We start from the raw sequence: 17479 nt of genomic DNA, 5'->3' as shown, positions 1-17479 counted from the left end.
TTGTGCATGCGGAAATTCTTTGCTGCTGGCGTATGTAATTAATTGTTTCTCTCTCCTTGGTTGCCCTTCTTGGTGAAAGATCAATTCAATCATTTTCTTCTGTTTTCCTTCTAATGGTCATTGTCTGTTCAGCGTGGCCTGATTTTTCGTCTTGAAATACTTCTTTACATGCGTCTGACATCGCTCCTTGGGCCGATGGACTTACCACTGTGTGGCCGATCAATTCAGCACATGGAGGTAGGCGTATGCACAGGTTCACTCTGCTTGCAGTCGCGGTCATGGCGTCGTTCACGGCCCAGGCCTGTTCGTTGAGCTTCACCTCTCCAGGGGATGGAGCAACGGTTCGCAGTCCGGGTATTACCGTCTATGGCCAAGGTGGAGCGAATGCCCAGGAAGGCGATCAAGGAACGGTGACTGCCACGCTCAATGGCGTCCCCTTCTTCAGCTATTCCGGCTCATTTACCGCTGCGGTTTCCTTTCTCGAGAGTCGCGGTGTGCCGGTCAGGCTGAGGCCGGGGCAGAATTTTCTATTCGTCAGCGGTAGCGCGGGTAGTTGTTCCGCATCGGACACCATGACCGTGACCTACGATCCCGAGGTGACCCAGGCGAAGAACAAGGGGGAGCCACCTCCGGAAGCCTGTATCGGGAATCCGATCAACCTGGCTGTCGGGAACAAGTATCAGCGGGAGGTCGACTATCTCGACAAGTCTTCGCCGCTCATGACGTTCATCCGGGCGTACAACAGCTTCGACGGATACTGGCGGCATAACTTCTCGACACGCCTGGTCATGGGAAAGACCGGCATTCGCCTTGTCCATGCGGACGGAAGAGAAGTCGAATTTGCACTGGCCGGTAACGTGGCCACACCTCCGGCCGATGAGTTGGGCAGCTTGAAGCATGAGGCGGGAAAATGGCTGTTCGCCTCGGCTGACCAGGAGCAGGGCACGTTCGATGGGCAGGGGCGCCTGTTGTCCTGGCGGGACGCATCAGGGAGAGGCGTGGCGCTGGATTATTCGGCCACGGAGATAACGGTCACGGATGATCATGGCAAAAGCTTCACGTTCACCCAGGACGAGAAGTATCAGCCATTGTCCTTCGTGGCAGCGGACTCGACAGTGGATTATGCCTATGACTCGACCAGGCGCCTGGTTGGCGTCAAGCGATCTGGCCAGGGCAATACCGAGGAACGCCGCTACCTCCATGAGAACAAGCTGTATCCCCGTTTCCTGACTGGCGTCATCGATGAAAACGGCGTCCGTTATGCGAGCTGGACATACGACGACCAGGGGCGCGCCATTTCCAGCGAGCACGCCAATGGCGCCGAGAAAATCGCTCTGGCGTACAACCGGGACGGCTCGACCACGATCACCAACGAATACGGCAAGAAGGCTACCTACCGTTTCCAGGTGGTCCAGGGCGTTCGCAAGCTCGTGGCTGTCGAGGGCGAGCCTTCGCCGAACTGCCCTGCCAGCAACTCCACCTTCGCCTACGACGAGCGCGGGTTGTTGACGCGTCGTACGGACAACAACGGCAACGTCACCCTCTACGAATACAACGAGCGCGGACTGGAGACCTCCCGCCGCGAAGCGCTGGGCACGCCCCAGGAACGCACCATCCTCACGCAGTGGCATCCCCGCTTCTACCTGCCTAGCCAGGTGGAGGAGCCCGGACGAACCATCCGCTACCAGTACGACGAACAAGGGCGGCAGATCAGCCAGACCTTTTCCACTCACTGAACAAGGATGTCGATCATGCGTAAGCCATACAGCTTCCGGCTTGGGGCTCTCGCCCTGGCCTGCACCTTGAGCCTGGGCATCCAAGCTGCCGAGCGCAGCTGGTCCTACAGCTACAACGACCTGGGCCTGATCGAAAGCGCCGACGGCCCGCGCACCGACGTGCAGGACGTCACCCGCTACAGCTACGACGCCAAGGGCAACCTCACCGCCGTGACCAACGCCCTGGGCCACGTCACCCGCCTGGCCGACCACGACGAGCGCGGCAACCCCGGCACCCTTACCGACGCCAACGGCGTGGTCAGCACCCTGACCTACAGCGGCATCGACGCCCGCCTGGCGTCCATCAGCAGCGCCGGCAGCACCACCCGCTTCGAGTACGACGCGGTCGGGCAGATCACCCGCCTGACCCGCGGCGACGGCAGTTGGCTGGCCTACACCTACGACGACGCGCGGCGCCTGGTGGCCATCGCCAACAACCTCGGCGAGCGCCTGGAATACGACGTCGACGCCCAGGGCAACCGCACGGCGCAGCGGCTGAAGGACGCCAACGGCAGCCTGGTGCGCCAGCAGCAGTGGGTATACGACGAACTCGGCCGGCTGCTGCGCGCGGTCGGCGCCGCTGGCCAGACCCACAGCTACCGGTACGACCTCAACGACAACCCCACCGGCCGGACCAACCCGCGCCAGTACGCCAGCACTCGGGCGTTCGACGCCCTCGATCGCCTGGTCAGCCATACCGACGCGCTCGATGGCGTCACCCAACTGACTTACGACGCTCAGGACAACCTCACCCAGGTCAGCGATCCCCGCGGCGTCACGACAGGTTACCGGTATGACGGACTGGGCAACCTCACCCAGCGCATCAGCCCCGACAGCGGCACCACCCACTTCGAGTACGACGCCGCCGGTAACGTCATCCGCCAGACCGATGCCCGTGGCGTGGTGGTGGAGTTCAGCTACGACGCCCTGAACCGCCTGAGCGAACGCCGCTACCCGGCCACCCCGGCCTTCGATGTGCGCTACCAGTACGACGGCAGTGCCGACGGCAACCACGGCATCGGCCGCCTGACGGCCATCGAGGATGGCAGCGGCCGTCTCGCCTATCGCTACGATGCTCGCGGCAATCTGCTGCAGCAGACGCGCAGCCTGAGCATCAACGGCCAGGTATTGGAAGAGTCCCTGAGCTTCCAGTACGACGCCGCCGACCGCCTGGCTGGCATCGGCTATCCGTCCGGCTACACCCTCGGCTACCCGCGCAATGCCGGCGGCCAGGTGAGCAGCGTCACCCTGGGTGTAGGCAGTCAGGCACCCCTCGTCCTGGCCAGCGATATCGCCTATCTGCCCTTCGGCCCCCTGCAACGCCTGAGCTGGGCCAACGGCATCAGCCTGGCCCGCGAGTACGACCAGGACTACCAACTGGTCCGCCAGCGCATCGGCCCCTGGCAGAGCGACTACCGGCACGACGCCAACGGCAACATCACCCAACTGGCCCACAGCCTCTGGGGCACGCTGGACTACCAGTACGACCCCCTGGACCGCCTGACCACGGAACGCAGCAGCCAGGCCGAGCGCCGCTACGGCTACGACGCCGTGGGCAACCGCACCGAGAAGAGCGCCACGCGCCTGGCTGACGGCGAATCCCTGCAGGACAGCTACCGCTACGCCAGCGACAGCAACCGCCTCACCGCCCTCAATGGCCACACGGTGACCAGCGATGCCGCCGGCAACCTGCTCCAGGACCGCGCCAGCCGCCTGCTCGGCTACGACGCCCAGGGCCGCCTGGCAAATGTGCGGATCGACGGCCAGGAAGTCGCCCAGTACCGCTACAACGCCCACGGCCAGCGCATCGCCAAGCTGACCGCGCAAGGCTTCACCACCTACCTCTACGGCCCCGACGGCCAACTGCTCGGCGAAGCCGCCTACGACCGGAATGGCCAGTCCCGCCGCGAACAGTACTACCTGTGGCTCGACCGCCTGCCCCTGGCCACCCTGAGCACGGCCTATGACGACCAGGGCCATCCGGGCAACCCCCGCGTGCTCTACCTGCACAGCGACCACCTCGACACCCCGCGGCTGGCCAGCGACGACGACCAGCGCCTGGCCTGGCAATGGCAATCCGACGCCTTCGGCAACGGCCAGCCCAGCAGCCCGGACAACACCGTGGTGAACCTGCGCTTCCCGGGGCAGTACTACGACGCCGAGAGCGGCCTGCACTACAACTACTTCAGGGATTACGACCCGCAGACCGGACGGTATGTGGAGAGTGATCCGATTGGGCTTGAGGGTGGGTTGAACACCTACGGATACGTAGAAGGAAATCCGCTCAATTACTTCGACTCAAACGGGTTAAGCGCTGCAGTAGAGACTTATCCTACCGACTGGATAACTAAATTCCCGAATATTCCTTGGTCATCAATTGGCAGGGCAGTTGCATCCACAAGTGCGGCAGGTTTGGCTTGTTTGGTTTACTCACCAAGCCTTGGCAATTCAGATTGCCCGGTTGGCGGCTGCTTCTACCCGCAGGAGATCGCTCCTGCAGCCGATGCTCCTGGGAAGCCAACAGCTGAGGATGGATTTGTCGAGCCTAAAAGGCCAACTGGCGATAAAAATGGAAAGGTGCAGAACCCCAATGGCCCTGGAAAAGGTTGGGTTGATGCTGATGGAAATGTATGGGTCCCCACTGGCCCAGCAGGCTCAATGCCGGGTACAACAGGGGCTGCACATGGTGGCCCCCATTGGGATGTCCAGAATCCTAGAACTGGAAAGCATACAAACAGGTATCCGGGAGGAAAGAAAAGATGAAACATTTGATCTTCCGAGGAATTGAGTTCTTATCTTCCATGGATGAGGATTCATTTTTCACTTGGCTCGGAAAAATTGAATGCATTACTGAGGTTCTGGGTGATGAAGAGGCAATAAATATTTCTATTGGGCAGTCAGTGTCAGATTACGATCTGCGCGAAATTATAGCGATTGCTTATAGGTATGGCGCTGATATGACTCAGTTGAGGGTGTTTTTAACTGATAAGAATAAGGGGTGGTTTTTCGAAAATACGGAATCTTACTGGCACAAAGAGGTATTCTACTAGGCGTGAGAGGGGGGCTCAATAGCTAGTTGCTGGGGCATGTGTAAGCAGAGTGCTAGTGTCCCGATCGGGTAGTTCGTTAATCTAAAAACTCCGGAATCATTGGGTGAAAGCATTTAAGTAGGTAAACGAACTAACCTTTCGGGGCACTAGACCATGCGTTGGGGCGTAGTGTTTATTGGTGGGGTGTTGTATACAGATAATCTTGGAGGGTATGATGAGTTTGGTAATTGCTCTGATATGCGGCCAAGCCCTTATATGTGTAAGCCTTGAATAGCATATGAGGGGTATTAATTATAAGGGGAACCTGGCAGCAGGGCTGTGTTTGCTTCCGACGACCATGTGGGGGCGCTACTGTTGTCAGGTAAACCATTGTATTTGTGGGTTGGGGGCTTTTACTCTTGATTGGAGGTGGCGCAAGGTTTTACTCAATGACGGTGCTGGCACCTGTGAATACCTCTCTAAGTGCCGGGCAGAGATATGTCTTGGCCTTTATTTCGCAACTAATTTTTTGGTCGGGTGTAATGGCTTTTGGTGCATGGGTGGGATTTATTGATGCTGGAGTCCCTTGACTATGTTTGCACCCCGCCTGGCCTTGTTCCCCAGTTTGGCGAATATACAGGTGCGATGGCCTATTTTGAGGTTGTTGATTACGGAGCATGAAGCTTGTCCACGGTCGTGTACCTAAGCTTCAAATGCTGGGTGCCCGAATATCCTATTAAAGCCAATCTACGCGTCTAGTCGTGTCGGTGTAATCCTCGCCATATGATATGCCTTGCGCCGCGCAGGCCCCTTGCTGCACCGGCACCACCATCGCTGCCAGGCTAGCGCTGGTCTGGGGGCGCTGCAGCGTTCGATCTGGCCAGGTGATCGGCGTCGTGGATCAGGGAGAACTGGGCGTTGGCACAGGCGAGGGTGAATTCGGAGTGCTCCCAGGGCTGGGTGAAGTGGTCGTATTCGTTTGAGTATCGAGTGTGTGGGATACCCAGGTGATGGGTAATGGTGGATCCACTTGTTTGGGGTAATTTAGGAAAAGATAAAAATACGTTATGTCGATAGGTGGCCTTAATAAGAAAGAGACTCTGGTTCCTTGGGAGGCAGAGTCTTCAATTCCTCGGGTTATGCATCTCGATAAAATAGTTGACTCGGCGGAAGGGTTAGGTATTTTTCTGGCTCGTGATTTGGGTAGCCCTGAGCGCATATTGTTTTTATTCCAACTAAAGGAACTGGTTGGATATTCAGTGGTAAACGATAGTTATACATGGAAGCGCTCTGCTGAGCGTGAATGCCCTGGCGGGTGCTCGGTTTACATTGTCGAGGGGTCAAAGGATGTTGTTCGATATCAAGAGGAAACTTTTGGTGTTACAGATATGTCTGGCGCAAAGCATTATTGCTTTGTTCTTGATGAGGAGGAAATAAATTTTGTTTCATTTTCTCCTCCTGAAGTAAGATTTGAGAATTTCTGAATTTTTGTAAGGGTTGGCGGTCCTCGGCCTGTTGGTCGTTCATGGTTCATCGCATGATGTTTGGGATACGACTTAAGTCCTGGTGTGGAGGGTAAGGGGATATGAATATCTAGAGGTTCCAGGTTGGGGCTTTTGCATACATGGTTTTGGTTGGTTGTAAGCAAGTAGTGCTTGTGCTTTAAATCGATGTTCTGGGGCGAGTTTTTGCGGGGAGCTTTCTGGATATGTTGTAAGGGTTTCGCTGAAATGCTCTTTTTTCTTTAAAAATTCTTTGTGAAGGCGTGTGGCTTAGAGTTGAAGGTTTTGCTGGGGCTACATGGCAAGGCACTATGATCTTCCGGCTGCTGCATGGAAGTGTTTCCCCAGAAGCCCTGCGAGGGGCGTTCTGTCTTAAGGCGCATACGTAGGGACGCACGACCGTTCGTGATCGTGCGCCATCCGGTATCAGGCCGCGCAGGCTCCTTGCTGCAGCGGCACCACCAGCTCCGCCAGGCTGGCGCTGGCGCGGGGATCGCCGTGGGGGAAGATGAAGGCGACGCCGTCCGTGGTGCGGCGTAGCGGGAGGATGTCCAGTTCTTCCACGCCGGGGATGGCCAGGCGCCAGCCGCGTTGCGGCAGTTCGGCCGGCAGGTCGGCGTGGGCCAGGCCGCCGAAGTAGCCGATCTCCACCAGTTCGGCGCGCCATTGCCCTCCGTCGGCGTGGCGCAGCAGGGCGCGGGGTTGCGGTGGCGCCAGGCGCGGTTCGAAGCGGCGTTCCAGGTGCGGCAGCTGCTGGCGCTGGAAGCGCGTGCTGCCGGCGGCGTTGAGCGGCAGTGGCTGGCCGTCGAGGAAGGGTGTGTACAGCCGGGCGCAGGCGCCGCGGCGTTCGAACTGGGCCAGGTGGTCGGCGTCGTGGATCAGGGCGAACTGCGCGTCGGCGCAGGCGAGGGCGAATTCGGCGTGCTCCCAGGGCTGGGTGAAGTGGTCGTATTCGCCGGCCAGCACCAGGGTCGGGCATTGCGGGTGGCGCTCGAAACCGCCGAAGGCCAGCAGGCGCCGGCTGTTCTGCCGGTAGCGTTCGACTTCCGCCGGCGTCAGGCGCTGCAACTGGCGCAGCAGGGCCTTGCGGAACACCGGGGAGACGCCGGTATCGGCCAGGCGCAGCGGGTTGACCAGGCCGGTCAGCACGCCGTTGGCGAAGGCTTCGTGCTGGCCCAGGTTCAGGCGCGCCAGGGCTTCTTCCAGTAGCGCGCGGGCGCCGGGGCGGCCGAAGGCGGTGATGCCGGCCAGCAGCAGGCGCGCGCAGCGCCCGGGGTGGCGGGCGGCGAAGAGGGCGGCCAGGGCCGAGCCGTAGGACAGGCCGATGGGCATCAGCGGCGGCAGGCGCAGCGCCTCGGCGAAGGCGGCGATCAGGTCGGCCAGGTCTTCCAGGCTCAGCTGCGGCGCCAGTTGCAGGTTGCCGCCCTGGCTGGGCAGGTCGAGGAGGATCACCGGGTGCTCGGCGAGCAGTTCGCTGACTTCGCTGGCGAAGGAGCGGAAGCTCTGGAAGGCGCCGCCGAGCAGCAGCACCGGCGGGCGCGGGTCGTCCGCGCGGTGGGCGAAGGCCTGGTAGTGGAGCTGCCAGCCGTCCAGTTCGAGCACCGCCGGGGCGGCGGTGAGGGCCTGGGCGCTGTAGTCGGTGCGGTAGCGCATGGCGAATCTCCGGCGGTGTTCCGCCTCTTGTTGTTCTTCCCTGGCGTGCCGGATGGCGAACGGCTGGCATTGCGCGGCGGGGTGGCTCCAAGGTAGACAGAGGCCGGCCTTTTGTTTACCCAACCTTCGGGCGGGGGAAATCGCAACGCGCTGTTGCGGGTGTCACCGTTCCGCGGCCGGGGCGCGGCCCGCGGCGCCCCGGCGGCGTTACCGGCGCACTGGTGGGACGCCCTGTCTACCGGCTGGCTGCTGTGGCTGGGCGGGCGCAGGCGGGGTCGCTATAATCGCGCATTTCCCTCACGCAGACGCGTACGAACCATGACCGAGTCCGTCCTCGACTATATGAGCCGCCTGGGCCGCGCCGCCCGTGAAGCCTCGCGCGTGCTCGCGCGGGCCTCCACCGCGCAGAAGAACGCCGCCCTGCTGGCCGCCGCCGATGCCCTGGACGCTGCCCGCGAGCAGCTCGCCCACGCCAACGAGCAGGACCTGGCCGCCGGCCGGGCCAATGGCCTGGAGCCAGCCATGCTCGACCGCCTGGCGCTGACCCCGGCGCGCATCGACGACATGATCGAGGGCCTGCGCCAGGTGGCCAAGCTGCCGGACCCCATCGGCGAGATCCGCGACATGCGCTTCGTGCCCTCGGGCATCCAGATCGGCAAGATGCGCGTGCCCCTGGGCGTGGTCGGGATCATCTACGAGTCGCGGCCGAACGTGACCATCGACGCCGCCAGCCTGTGCCTGAAATCGGGCAACGCCACCATCCTGCGTGGCGGCTCCGAGGCCATCCATTCCAACCAGGCCATCGCCCGCTGCATCCAGGCAGGCCTGGCCGCGGCCGGCCTGCCGGCGAGCGCCGTGCAGGTGGTCGAGACCACCGACCGCGCCGCCGTGGGCGCGCTGATCAGCATGCCCGAGTACGTCGACGTGATCGTCCCGCGCGGCGGCAAGGGCCTGATCGAGCGCATCAGCCGCGAGGCCAAGGTGCCGGTGATCAAGCATCTGGACGGCATCTGCCACGTGTTCATCGACGAGTCGGCCGACCTCGACAAGGCCATCCGCATCGCCGACAACGCCAAGACCCAGCGCTACGCGCCGTGCAACACCATGGAAACCCTGCTGGTGCACAAGGCCATCGCCCCGCGCGTGTTGCCGCCGCTGGCCGCCATCTACCGCGACAAGGGCGTGGAGCTGCGCGGCGACGCCGCCACCCGCGCGCTGCTGGGCAGCGACGTGCTGGAGGCGACCGAGGAAGACTGGCGCACCGAGTACAACGCGCCGATCCTGTCGATCCGCATCGTCGACGACCTGGACAGCGCCATCGAGCACATCAACACCTACGGCTCGCAGCACACCGACGCCATCGTCAGCGAGAACTTCAGCAACGCCCGGCGCTTCCTCGCCGAGGTGGACTCGGCTTCGGTCATGGTCAACGCCTCGACGCGCTTCGCCGACGGCTTTGAGTACGGCCTGGGGGCGGAGATCGGCATCTCCACCGACAAGCTGCACGCCCGCGGCCCGGTCGGCCTGGAAGGCCTGACCAGCGAGAAGTACGTGGTCTTCGGCGACGGGCACGTGCGCACCTGATGAGTAAACGGCAAGCGCGGCGGATCGGCCTCTTCGGCGGCACCTTCGATCCGGTGCACATCGGGCACCTGCGCAGTGCGCTGGAAACCGCCGAGCTGCTGGGCCTGGACGAGCTGCGCCTGCTGCCGGCGGCGCGCCCGCCGCACCGCGAGACGCCGCAGGTCTCGGCGCAGCAGCGCCTGGCCATGGTCGAGCTGGCGGTGGCCGGCGTCGCGCCCCTGACGGTGGATGCCCGCGAGCTGGCCCGCGACAAGCCGTCCTACACCATCGACACCCTGGAATCGCTGCGCGCGGAGCTGGGGAGCGAGGCGCAACTGTTCCTTATGGTCGGCTGGGACGCTTTCTGCGGCCTGCCCACCTGGCACCGCTGGGACGAACTGCTGCAGCACTGCCACGTGCTGGTGCTGCAGCGCCCGGATGCCGACGTGGAGGCGCCGGAAGCCCTGCGCGATCTGCTGGCGGCGCGTAGCATGGCCGACCCCAACGCCCTCGCCGGGCCGGCCGGGCAGGTCACTTTCATCTGGCAGACGCCCCTGGCGGTGTCGGCCACCCAGATCCGCGCCCTGCTGGCGCAGGGGCGCTCGCCGCGCTTCCTGGTGCCGGACGCGGTATTGAACTACATCGAGGCGCACGGGCTGTACCGCGCGTCCCTGGCAAACTAGAGAGTCATTCAATGCAAACCGAACAACTGGTCGAGCTGGCCGTCGCCGCTCTGGAAGACATGAAAGCGCAGGACATCACCGTCCTCGACGTGCGCGACAAGACCAGCATCACCGACGTCATGGTCATCGCCTCCGGCTCCTCCAGCCGCCAGGTCAAGTCGCTGGCCGACAACGTCCTGGAGAAGGTCAAGGAACAGGGCGTCAAGCCCATCGGCAGCGAAGGCCAGGAAGGCGGCGAGTGGGTGCTGATCGACCTGGGCAACGTCGTGGTCCACGTCATGCAGCCGGCCACCCGCCAGTTCTACGACCTGGAGCGCCTCTGGCTCGGCGCCGAACAGAGCCGCGCCCATCACAGCGGCGAGTAAGCGCCCTTGCGCCTGCGTCTGATCGCGGTCGGCTCGCGCATGCCGCGCTGGGTCGAGGAGGGCTGGCAGGAGTACGTCAAGCGCCTGCCCTCGGAGCTGTCCCTGGAACTGGTGGAGATCCCGCTGAACACGCGCGGCAAGAACGCCGACGTGGCCCGGCTGATCCGCCAGGAGGGCGAAGCCATGCTGGCCAAGGTGCAGCCCGGTGAACGGGTGGTGACCCTGGAAGTCGAAGGCAAGCCCTGGAGCACCCCGCAGCTGGCCGCCGAACTGGACCGCTGGCGCCTGGACGCGCGCACCGTCAACCTCATGGTCGGCGGCCCGGAAGGGCTGGCGCCGGAGGTCTGTGCGCGCAGCGAGCAGCGCTGGTCGCTGTCGCCGCTGACGTTGCCGCACCCGCTGGTGCGCATCCTGGTGGGCGAGCAGATCTACCGCGCCTGGACGGTGCTGTCCGGGCACCCCTACCACAAGTAGTCGTAGCCGTACCCGATGCCGCAGCCGATACAACTCAAGGACCACGAGAAGGACGCCCGCCTGGTGCGTCGCCGGGTCGTCGTCGGCGCGGTGGCGATCTTCCTCCTGGCCCTGGTGCTGGTGGCGCGCATGTACCACCTGCAGGTCACCCAGTACGAGTACCACTCGACGCTGTCGGAGAACAACCGCGTCCACGTCCAGCCGATCCCGCCGAACCGCGGCCTGATCTACGACCGCAACGGCGTGCTGATCGCCGACAACCGCCCCAGTTTCAGCCTCACGGTCACCCGCGAGCGCACCGAGAACCTGCAGCAGGAGCTGCAGGCGCTGGTGGAGATCCTCGGCCTGACCGAGGAGGACAAGGCGATCTTCGAGAAGCGCATGAAGCAGGGCCGGCGGCCGTTCGAGCCGGTGCCGATCATGTTCGAGCTGTCCGAGGAGCAGATCGCCCGCATCGCCGTGAACCAGTACCGCCTGCCGGGCATCGACGTCACCGCGCAGTTCGTCCGTCACTACCCGCTGGGCGAGCACTTCGCCCATTCGGTGGGCTACGTCGGGCGGATCAACGAGGCCGAGCTGAAGGTGCTCGACCCGGTCAACTATTCCGGCACCCACCACATCGGCAAGACCGGCGTGGAGAAGTTCTACGAGGCCGAGCTGCACGGCACCGTGGGCTACGAGGAGGTCGAGACCAACGCCCGTGGCCGCGTGCTGCGCGTGCTCAAGCGCACCGACCCGGTGCCGGGCAAGGACATCGTCCTGAGCATCGACAGCAAGCTGCAGGCCAAGGCCGAGGAGGCCCTGGGCGGGCGCCGCGGCGCTATCGTGGCGATCCAGCCGTCCACCGGCGAGGTGCTGGCGATGGTCAGCCAGCCGAGCTACGACCCCAACCTGTTCGTCACCGGCATCAGCTTCAAGGACTACTCGGCGCTGCGCGACTCCATCGACCGCCCGCTGTACAACCGCGTGCTACGCGGCCTGTACCCGCCGGGCTCGACGGTGAAGCCGGCGGTGGCCCTGGCCGGCCTGGATGCAGGAGTGGTCACGCCCAGCTCGCGGGTCTTCGACCCCGGCTACTACCAGCTGCCCAACTACGACCACAAGTACCGCAACTGGAACCGTTCCGGCGAGGGCTGGGTGAACCTGGAGACGGCGATCATGCGCTCCAACGACACCTACTTCTACGACCTCGCCCACAAGCTCGGCATCGACAGGCTGCACGACTACATGAGCCGCTTCGGCTTCGGCCAGCGCGTGTCCCTGGACATGTACGGCGAGTCTCCGGGGCTGATGCCCTCGCGCGAGTGGAAGCGCGCCACCCGCCGCCAGGTCTGGTTCCCCGGCGAGACGCTGATCCTCGGCATCGGTCAGGGCTACATGCAGTCCACGCCGCTGCAGCTGGCGCAGATGACCGCGCTGATCGCCAACCACGGCAAGTGGCTCCGCCCGCACCTGGCCAGGACCGTCGACGGCCAGCCGCCGGTCGACCCCGAGCCGATGCCCGACATCGACCTGCGCGAGCCGGGCAACTGGGAACTGATCGACTCCGACATGCAGCAAGTGGTGCACAATGCCCGCGGTACCGCGCACAAGGTCGGCGCCGCCTCGGTCTACCGCATCGCCGGCAAGTCCGGTACCGCGCAGGTGGTGGCGATCAAGCAGAACGAGCGCTACGACCGTTCCAAGCTCAACGAGCGCAACCGCGACCACGCGCTGTTCATCGGTTTCGCCCCGGCGGACAACCCGCAGATCGCGGTGGCGGTGATGGTGGAGAACGGCGAGTCCGGCTCCGGCGTCGCCGCGCCCGTGCTCAAGCAGGTGATGGATGCCTGGCTGCTGGACGAGAGCGGCAAGCTCAAGCCCGAATTCGCGCCACAGGTGGCGGAGGCGCCGAAGCCATGAGCATGAACATGAACCCCAACTTCGACCGCACGCTGTCCAACGAGGACGTGATGAAGCGGCGCGCCAGCCTGCTGCAGCGGCTGCACATCGACGGCCTGCTGCTGCTGCTGTTGCTGGTGCTGGGCGCGGCCGGCCTGTTCGTCCTCTACTCGGCCAGCGGCAAGAGCTGGGACCTGCTGCTCAAGCAGGCCTCGTCCTTCGGCCTGGGCCTGGTGATGATGTTCGTCATCGCCCAGATCGAGCCGCGCTTCCTGGCCCGCTGGGTGCCGCTGGGCTACCTGATCGGGGTGCTGCTGCTGGTGGTGGTGGACGTCATGGGCCACAACGCCATGGGCGCCACGCGCTGGATCAACATCCCCGGGGTGATCCGCTTCCAGCCCGCCGAGTTCATGAAGCTGTTCATGCCCATGACGCTGGCCTGGTACATGTCCAAGCGCAACCTGCCGCCGAATCTCAAGCACCTGGCGATCAGCCTGGCGCTGATCGGCGTGCCCTTCGTGCTGATCCTCAAGCAGCCGGACCTGGGCACCGCCATGCTGGTGCTGGCCTCCGGCGCCTTCGTGCTGTTCGTCGGCGGCCTGCAGTGGCGCTGGATCCTCGGCGCGGTGACCGCGGCGGTGCCGGTGGCGGTGGCCATGTGGTTCTTCGTCATGCACGATTACCAGAAGCAGCGCGTGCTGACCTTCCTCGACCCGGAAAGCGATCCGCTGGGCACCGGCTGGAACATCATCCAGTCAAAAGCGGCCATCGGTTCCGGCGGCGTATTCGGCAAGGGCTGGCTGCTGGGCACCCAGTCGCACCTGGATTTTTTGCCGGAAAGCCATACGGACTTTATCATTGCCGTGCTCGGCGAAGAGTTCGGCCTGGTGGGGGTATGCCTGCTGCTGGCCCTGTACCTGATGGTGATCTACCGCGGGCTGGTGATCACCGCGCAGGCGCAGACGCTGTATGGCAAGCTGCTGGCCGGCAGCATCACCATGACCTTCTTCGTGTACGTGTTCGTCAACATTGGTATGGTCAGCGGGTTGCTGCCGGTCGTGGGGGTTCCGCTTCCCTTCATCAGCTACGGCGGAACTTCGCTGGTGACGCTGATGTCAGGGTTCGGGGTTTTGATGTCGATTCATACGCACCGGAAATGGATCGCCCAGGTTTGAAGAAGAAACGTTGAGACCAGAGTGAAGAAAGGAATGCAGATACTGCGCGAGTGGGCAGTCAGGGGTGTCCATTGGGTGGGGCTGGCAGGGGCCATCGGCTTCGGCGGCGCCGCCCAGGCGGGCGACTACGACGGCTCGCCCCAGGTCGCCCAGTTCGTCGGCGAGATGACCCGCGACTACGGCTTCGCCGACGAGCAGCTGCTTTCGCTGTTCCAGGACGTCGAACGCAAGCAGTCGATCCTCGACGCCATTTCCCGGCCCGCCGAGCGCGTCAAGCCGTGGAAGGACTACCGGCCGATCTTCCTCACCGACGCGCGCATCAAGCGCGGCGTGGAGTTCTGGAACCAGAACGCCGAGGCCCTGGCCCGCGCGGAAAAGGACTACGGCGTGCCGGCCCAGTACATAGTGGCGATCATCGGCGTCGAGACCTTCTTCGGCCGCAACACCGGCAACTACCGGGTGATGGACGCGCTGTCCACCCTGGCCTTCGACTACCCGCCGCGCGCCGACTTCTTCCGCAAGGAGCTCAAGCAGTTCCTCCTGCTGGCCCGCGAGCAGCAGGTCGACCCGCTCGGCCTGAACGGCTCCTACGCCGGCGCCATGGGCCTGCCGCAGTTCATGCCCAGCAGCTTCCGCGCCTACGCCGTGGACTTCGACGGCGACGGCCACATCAACATCTGGACCGATCCGACCGACGCCATCGGCAGCGTCGCCAGCTACTTCAAGCAGCACGGCTGGCAGGCCGGCGAGCCCGTGGTATCGCAGGCCGAGCTGAGCATGGACAGCGCCCAGGACGCCATCACCCAGGGCCTGGAGCCGCAGATGAACCTCGGCCAGCTGCGCGCCGCGGGCTGGCGCACCCATGACGTGCTGCGCGACGACCTCAAGGTCACCGCCATCCGCTTCGAAGGCGCCGACGGCCCCGAATACTGGGTCGGGCTGCCCAACTTCTACGTGATCACCCGCTACAACCGCAGCGCCATGTACGCCATGGCGGTCCATCAGCTGGCCGGCGAGATCGTCCGGGCGCGAGGTGTCCAGTGAACCAGCGACTGAAGCGACCGGGCTTCTGGTCGGCGGCGGCGTGCTTCGGCCTGAGCGCCGTGCTGCTCGCCAGCTGCACCAGCTCCCGGGCTCCGCAACCGGCGAAAAGCGGCGGCCTTTCCGGGCCGATGGACTACAACCGGCCGCACCGCGACGGCGCCCCCTGGTGGGACGTCGACGTGTCGCGCATCCCCGATGCCGTGCCGATGCCGCACAACGGCCCGTTCAAGAACAACCCCTACACCGTGCTGGGCAAGACCTATTACCCGCTGAACGACGCGCGCGCCTACAGCGTGACCGGCACGGCGTCCTGGTACGGCACCAAGTTCCACGGCCAGGCCACCGCCAACGGCGAGATGTACGACCTCTACGGCATGACCGCGGCGCACAAGACGCTGCCGCTGCCCAGCTACGTGCGGGTGACCAACCTGGACAATGGCAAGAGCGTCATCGTCCGCGTCAACGACCGCGGCCCGTTCTATTCCGACCGCGTCATCGACCTGTCCTTCGCCGCGGCCAAGAAGCTCGGCTATGCCGAGACCGGCACCGCGCGGGTCAAGGTCGAGGGCATCGACCCGCAGCGCTGGTGGGCCGCCCAGGGGCGCCCGGTGCCGATGGTCCTGGCGCAGCCGAAGATGGCGCCGGTGCAGAGCGCCCCGGCGGCCGGCGCACAGCCGCAGGCGGTGGCCATGGCCCAGCCGATCGAGGTCTACACCCCACCGCCGGCGCAGCACGCCGCGCCCGTGGCGCCGGTGCAGGTCGACTCAAAAAAAAACGCTTCATTACCAGCCGCTGGCCTGTATCTCCAGGTGGGTGCCTTCGCCAACCCGGACGCTGCGGAACTGCTCAGGGACAAGATCAGCGGCATGACCTCGGCCCAGGTCTTTATCAGCTCGGTCGTGGTCAACAAGCAGACCCTGCACCGGGTACGCCTGGGGCCGATCGGAACGCAGGATGAAGCGGCGCGGATGCAGGACAGCATCCGCCTGGCCAACCTCGGCCAACCCAAGCTGGTGCGCCCGGACTGAACGCGGCGCACCGATGAAGCGGCACGCCAGAGGCCGCCCGGGAATTCCCCCAAGGGATTGTTTGACCATTAGTGAACCCAGAGAGACGGATGAATATCATCACCATCGCCAAACGCCTGTCCATGCTCGTGTTGCTCAGCGCCCCCGTGGCCGGCTGGGCGGCTGAATCCGTTGTCCCCGCCGCGCCGCAACTGGCGGCCAAGGCCTGGGTGCTGATGGACGGCGCCAGCGGCCAGGTCCTGGTGGAGAACAACGCCGACGAGCGCCTGCCCCCGGCCAGCCTGACCAAGCTGATGACCGCCTACATCGCCACCAAGGAGATCGAGGGCGGGCGCATCGCCGAGAGCGACCAGGTCACCGTCAGCGAGCACGCCTGGCGCACCGGCGGCTCGCGCATGTTCATCAAGTTGGGCTCGCAGGTGTCGGTCAGCGACCTGCTGCACGGCATCATCATCCAGTCGGGCAACGACGCCTCCGTCGCCCTCGCCGAGCACATCGCCGGCAGCGAGGACGCCTTCGCCGACATGATGAACAACACCGCGCAGAAGCTGGGCATGAGCAACTCCCACTTCATGGACGCCACCGGCCTGCCGAACCCGGAGCACTACTCCTCGGCCCGCGACATGGCGACCCTGGCCCGCGCCATCATCTACGGCGAGCCGACCCACTACGCCATCTACGCCCAGAAGGAATTCCTCTGGAACAACATCAAGCAGCCCAACCGCAACCTGCTGCTGTGGCGCGACAAGACCGTCGACGGCCTGAAGACCGGCCACACCGAGGAAGCCGGCTACTGCCTGGTGGCCTCCGCCGTGCGTGACGGCCAGCGCATGATCGCCGTGGTGTTCGGCACCAACAGCGAGCAGGCCCGCGCCGCCGAGACGCAGAAGCTGCTGACCTACGGCTTCCGCTTCTTCGAATCGCAGACCTTCTACAAGAAGGGCGCCGAGCTGACCAAGGCCATGGTCTGGAAGGGCTCCGAGCACGAGGTCAAGGCCGGCCTGTCCGAAGACCTGACCATGACCGTGCCGCGCGGCCAGCTCAAGCAGCTGCAGGCCAACATGGTGCTGCAGCCGCAACTGATGGCCCCGATCCAGCAGGGCCAGGTGATCGGCAAGGTGGAAGTGAAGCTGGGCGACAAGGTCGTGCGCACCTCCGATCTGGTGGCTCTGAACGCCGTGGAGGAGGGGGGTATCTTCCGCCGCCTGTGGGATAGCATCCGCCTGTTCTTCTACGGCCTGTTCAACTGACCGACGGTCCCCCGGGCTCGTACTTTTGTATACAAGCCCGGGAATTTCTACGCATGC

At 64.2% G+C, this 17479-nt stretch carries 14 protein-coding genes and 1 pseudogene; 13 read left to right on the top strand and 2 right to left on the bottom strand.

The window, feature by feature from the left end; genetic code table 11:
- Positions 1–245 precede the first annotated feature (245 nt).
- From M8R19_RS11965 to M8R19_RS11955, 3 genes are read left to right on the top strand one after another with little or no spacing between them, the layout of a single operon-like run.
- The gene (locus tag M8R19_RS11965) at positions 246–1736 is read left to right on the top strand and encodes a DUF6531 domain-containing protein (protein ID WP_249917898.1); all 1491 of its coding nucleotides are present in this window, start codon (positions 246–248) and stop codon (positions 1734–1736) included.
- A gap of 15 nt (positions 1737–1751) precedes the next feature.
- Positions 1752–4538 carry an RHS repeat-associated core domain-containing protein gene (locus M8R19_RS11960; protein WP_249917897.1) on the top strand — a complete coding sequence of 929 codons (2787 nt, stop codon included), beginning with the start codon at positions 1752–1754 and terminating at the stop codon, positions 4536–4538.
- Positions 4535–4825, top strand: a complete 291-nt coding sequence (locus M8R19_RS11955) for a hypothetical protein (RefSeq protein ID WP_249917896.1) — start codon at positions 4535–4537, stop codon at positions 4823–4825. Before M8R19_RS11960 ends, M8R19_RS11955 begins: the two co-directional genes overlap by 4 nt.
- 854 nt (positions 4826–5679) lie before the next feature.
- Here the strand turns inward: M8R19_RS11955 and M8R19_RS11950 are convergent.
- Positions 5680–5784: pseudogene (locus M8R19_RS11950) on the bottom strand (hypothetical protein); the annotation flags it as partial.
- An 87-nt stretch (positions 5785–5871) separates the two neighbouring features.
- Here M8R19_RS11950 and M8R19_RS11945 point away from each other — a divergent pair.
- Positions 5872–6288: a hypothetical protein gene (locus M8R19_RS11945; RefSeq protein ID WP_249917895.1), complete on the top strand. Its 417-nt coding sequence runs from the start codon at positions 5872–5874 to the stop codon at positions 6286–6288.
- 444 nt (positions 6289–6732) lie between these two features.
- Here the strand turns inward: M8R19_RS11945 and M8R19_RS11940 are convergent, their stop codons facing one another.
- Positions 6733–7959 (bottom strand): alpha/beta fold hydrolase, encoded by a 1227-nt coding sequence (locus tag M8R19_RS11940; protein ID WP_249917894.1) that lies wholly within the window; start codon positions 7957–7959, stop codon positions 6733–6735.
- 318 nt (positions 7960–8277) lie between these two features.
- Here M8R19_RS11940 and M8R19_RS11935 point away from each other — a divergent pair, with 318 nt between their 5' ends.
- From M8R19_RS11935 to M8R19_RS11895, 9 genes are all read left to right on the top strand, one after another.
- A complete protein-coding gene (locus M8R19_RS11935; protein WP_249917893.1) occupies positions 8278–9543 on the top strand; it encodes a glutamate-5-semialdehyde dehydrogenase in 1266 nt (421 codons plus the stop codon).
- Positions 9543–10205: a nicotinate-nucleotide adenylyltransferase gene (nadD, locus tag M8R19_RS11930; RefSeq protein WP_249917892.1), complete on the top strand. Its 663-nt coding sequence runs from the start codon at positions 9543–9545 to the stop codon at positions 10203–10205. Before M8R19_RS11935 ends, nadD begins: the two co-directional genes overlap by 1 nt.
- An 11-nt stretch (positions 10206–10216) precedes the next feature.
- The gene (gene rsfS / locus M8R19_RS11925; protein ID WP_009617292.1) at positions 10217–10570 is read left to right on the top strand and encodes a ribosome silencing factor; all 354 of its coding nucleotides are present in this window, start codon (positions 10217–10219) and stop codon (positions 10568–10570) included.
- A 6-nt stretch (positions 10571–10576) separates the two neighbouring features.
- Positions 10577–11044 carry a 23S rRNA (pseudouridine(1915)-N(3))-methyltransferase RlmH gene (gene rlmH, locus M8R19_RS11920; protein WP_009617293.1) on the top strand — a complete coding sequence of 156 codons (468 nt, stop codon included), beginning with the start codon at positions 10577–10579 and terminating at the stop codon, positions 11042–11044.
- A gap of 15 nt (positions 11045–11059) precedes the next feature.
- Positions 11060–12946: a penicillin-binding protein 2 gene (mrdA, locus tag M8R19_RS11915; protein ID WP_249917891.1), complete on the top strand. Its 1887-nt coding sequence runs from the start codon at positions 11060–11062 to the stop codon at positions 12944–12946.
- Between the two features lie 50 nt (positions 12947–12996).
- The gene (rodA, locus tag M8R19_RS11910) at positions 12997–14100 is read left to right on the top strand and encodes a rod shape-determining protein RodA (RefSeq protein ID WP_099049098.1); all 1104 of its coding nucleotides are present in this window, start codon (positions 12997–12999) and stop codon (positions 14098–14100) included.
- Positions 14101–14121: 21 nt separating this feature from the next.
- The gene (gene mltB / locus M8R19_RS11905; RefSeq protein ID WP_249917890.1) at positions 14122–15144 is read left to right on the top strand and encodes a lytic murein transglycosylase B; all 1023 of its coding nucleotides are present in this window, start codon (positions 14122–14124) and stop codon (positions 15142–15144) included.
- Entirely contained in the window at positions 15141–16172 is a 1032-nt protein-coding gene (locus M8R19_RS11900) for a septal ring lytic transglycosylase RlpA family protein (RefSeq protein ID WP_061560640.1), read from the top strand. Before mltB ends, M8R19_RS11900 begins: the two co-directional genes overlap by 4 nt.
- A gap of 89 nt (positions 16173–16261) precedes the next feature.
- Positions 16262–17422, top strand: a complete 1161-nt coding sequence (locus M8R19_RS11895; RefSeq protein ID WP_249917889.1) for a D-alanyl-D-alanine carboxypeptidase family protein — start codon at positions 16262–16264, stop codon at positions 17420–17422.
- Positions 17423–17479 lie beyond the last annotated feature (57 nt).

The sequence above is a fragment of the Pseudomonas sp. R3.Fl genome, from assembly GCF_023516765.1.
Lineage (GTDB): Bacteria > Pseudomonadota > Gammaproteobacteria > Pseudomonadales > Pseudomonadaceae > Pseudomonas > Pseudomonas citronellolis.
This window is presented reverse-complemented; position numbering and strand designations above follow the sequence as displayed.

Coding starts and splice junctions, on each gene's coding strand:
- M8R19_RS11935 (WP_249917893.1), top strand. CDS start 8,278: ATGACCGAGTCCGTCCTCGACTATATGAGCCGCCTGGGCCGCGCCGCC.
- mrdA (WP_249917891.1), top strand. CDS start 11,060: ATGCCGCAGCCGATACAACTCAAGGACCACGAGAAGGACGCCCGCCTG.
- M8R19_RS11940 (WP_249917894.1), bottom strand. CDS start 7,959: ATGCGCTACCGCACCGACTACAGCGCCCAGGCCCTCACCGCCGCCCCG.
- M8R19_RS11965 (WP_249917898.1), top strand. CDS start 246: ATGCACAGGTTCACTCTGCTTGCAGTCGCGGTCATGGCGTCGTTCACG.
- rodA (WP_099049098.1), top strand. CDS start 12,997: ATGAAGCGGCGCGCCAGCCTGCTGCAGCGGCTGCACATCGACGGCCTG.
- M8R19_RS11955 (WP_249917896.1), top strand. CDS start 4,535: ATGAAACATTTGATCTTCCGAGGAATTGAGTTCTTATCTTCCATGGAT.
- M8R19_RS11945 (WP_249917895.1), top strand. CDS start 5,872: ATGTCGATAGGTGGCCTTAATAAGAAAGAGACTCTGGTTCCTTGGGAG.
- nadD (WP_249917892.1), top strand. CDS start 9,543: ATGAGTAAACGGCAAGCGCGGCGGATCGGCCTCTTCGGCGGCACCTTC.
- M8R19_RS11895 (WP_249917889.1), top strand. CDS start 16,262: ATGAATATCATCACCATCGCCAAACGCCTGTCCATGCTCGTGTTGCTC.
- rsfS (WP_009617292.1), top strand. CDS start 10,217: ATGCAAACCGAACAACTGGTCGAGCTGGCCGTCGCCGCTCTGGAAGAC.
- M8R19_RS11960 (WP_249917897.1), top strand. CDS start 1,752: ATGCGTAAGCCATACAGCTTCCGGCTTGGGGCTCTCGCCCTGGCCTGC.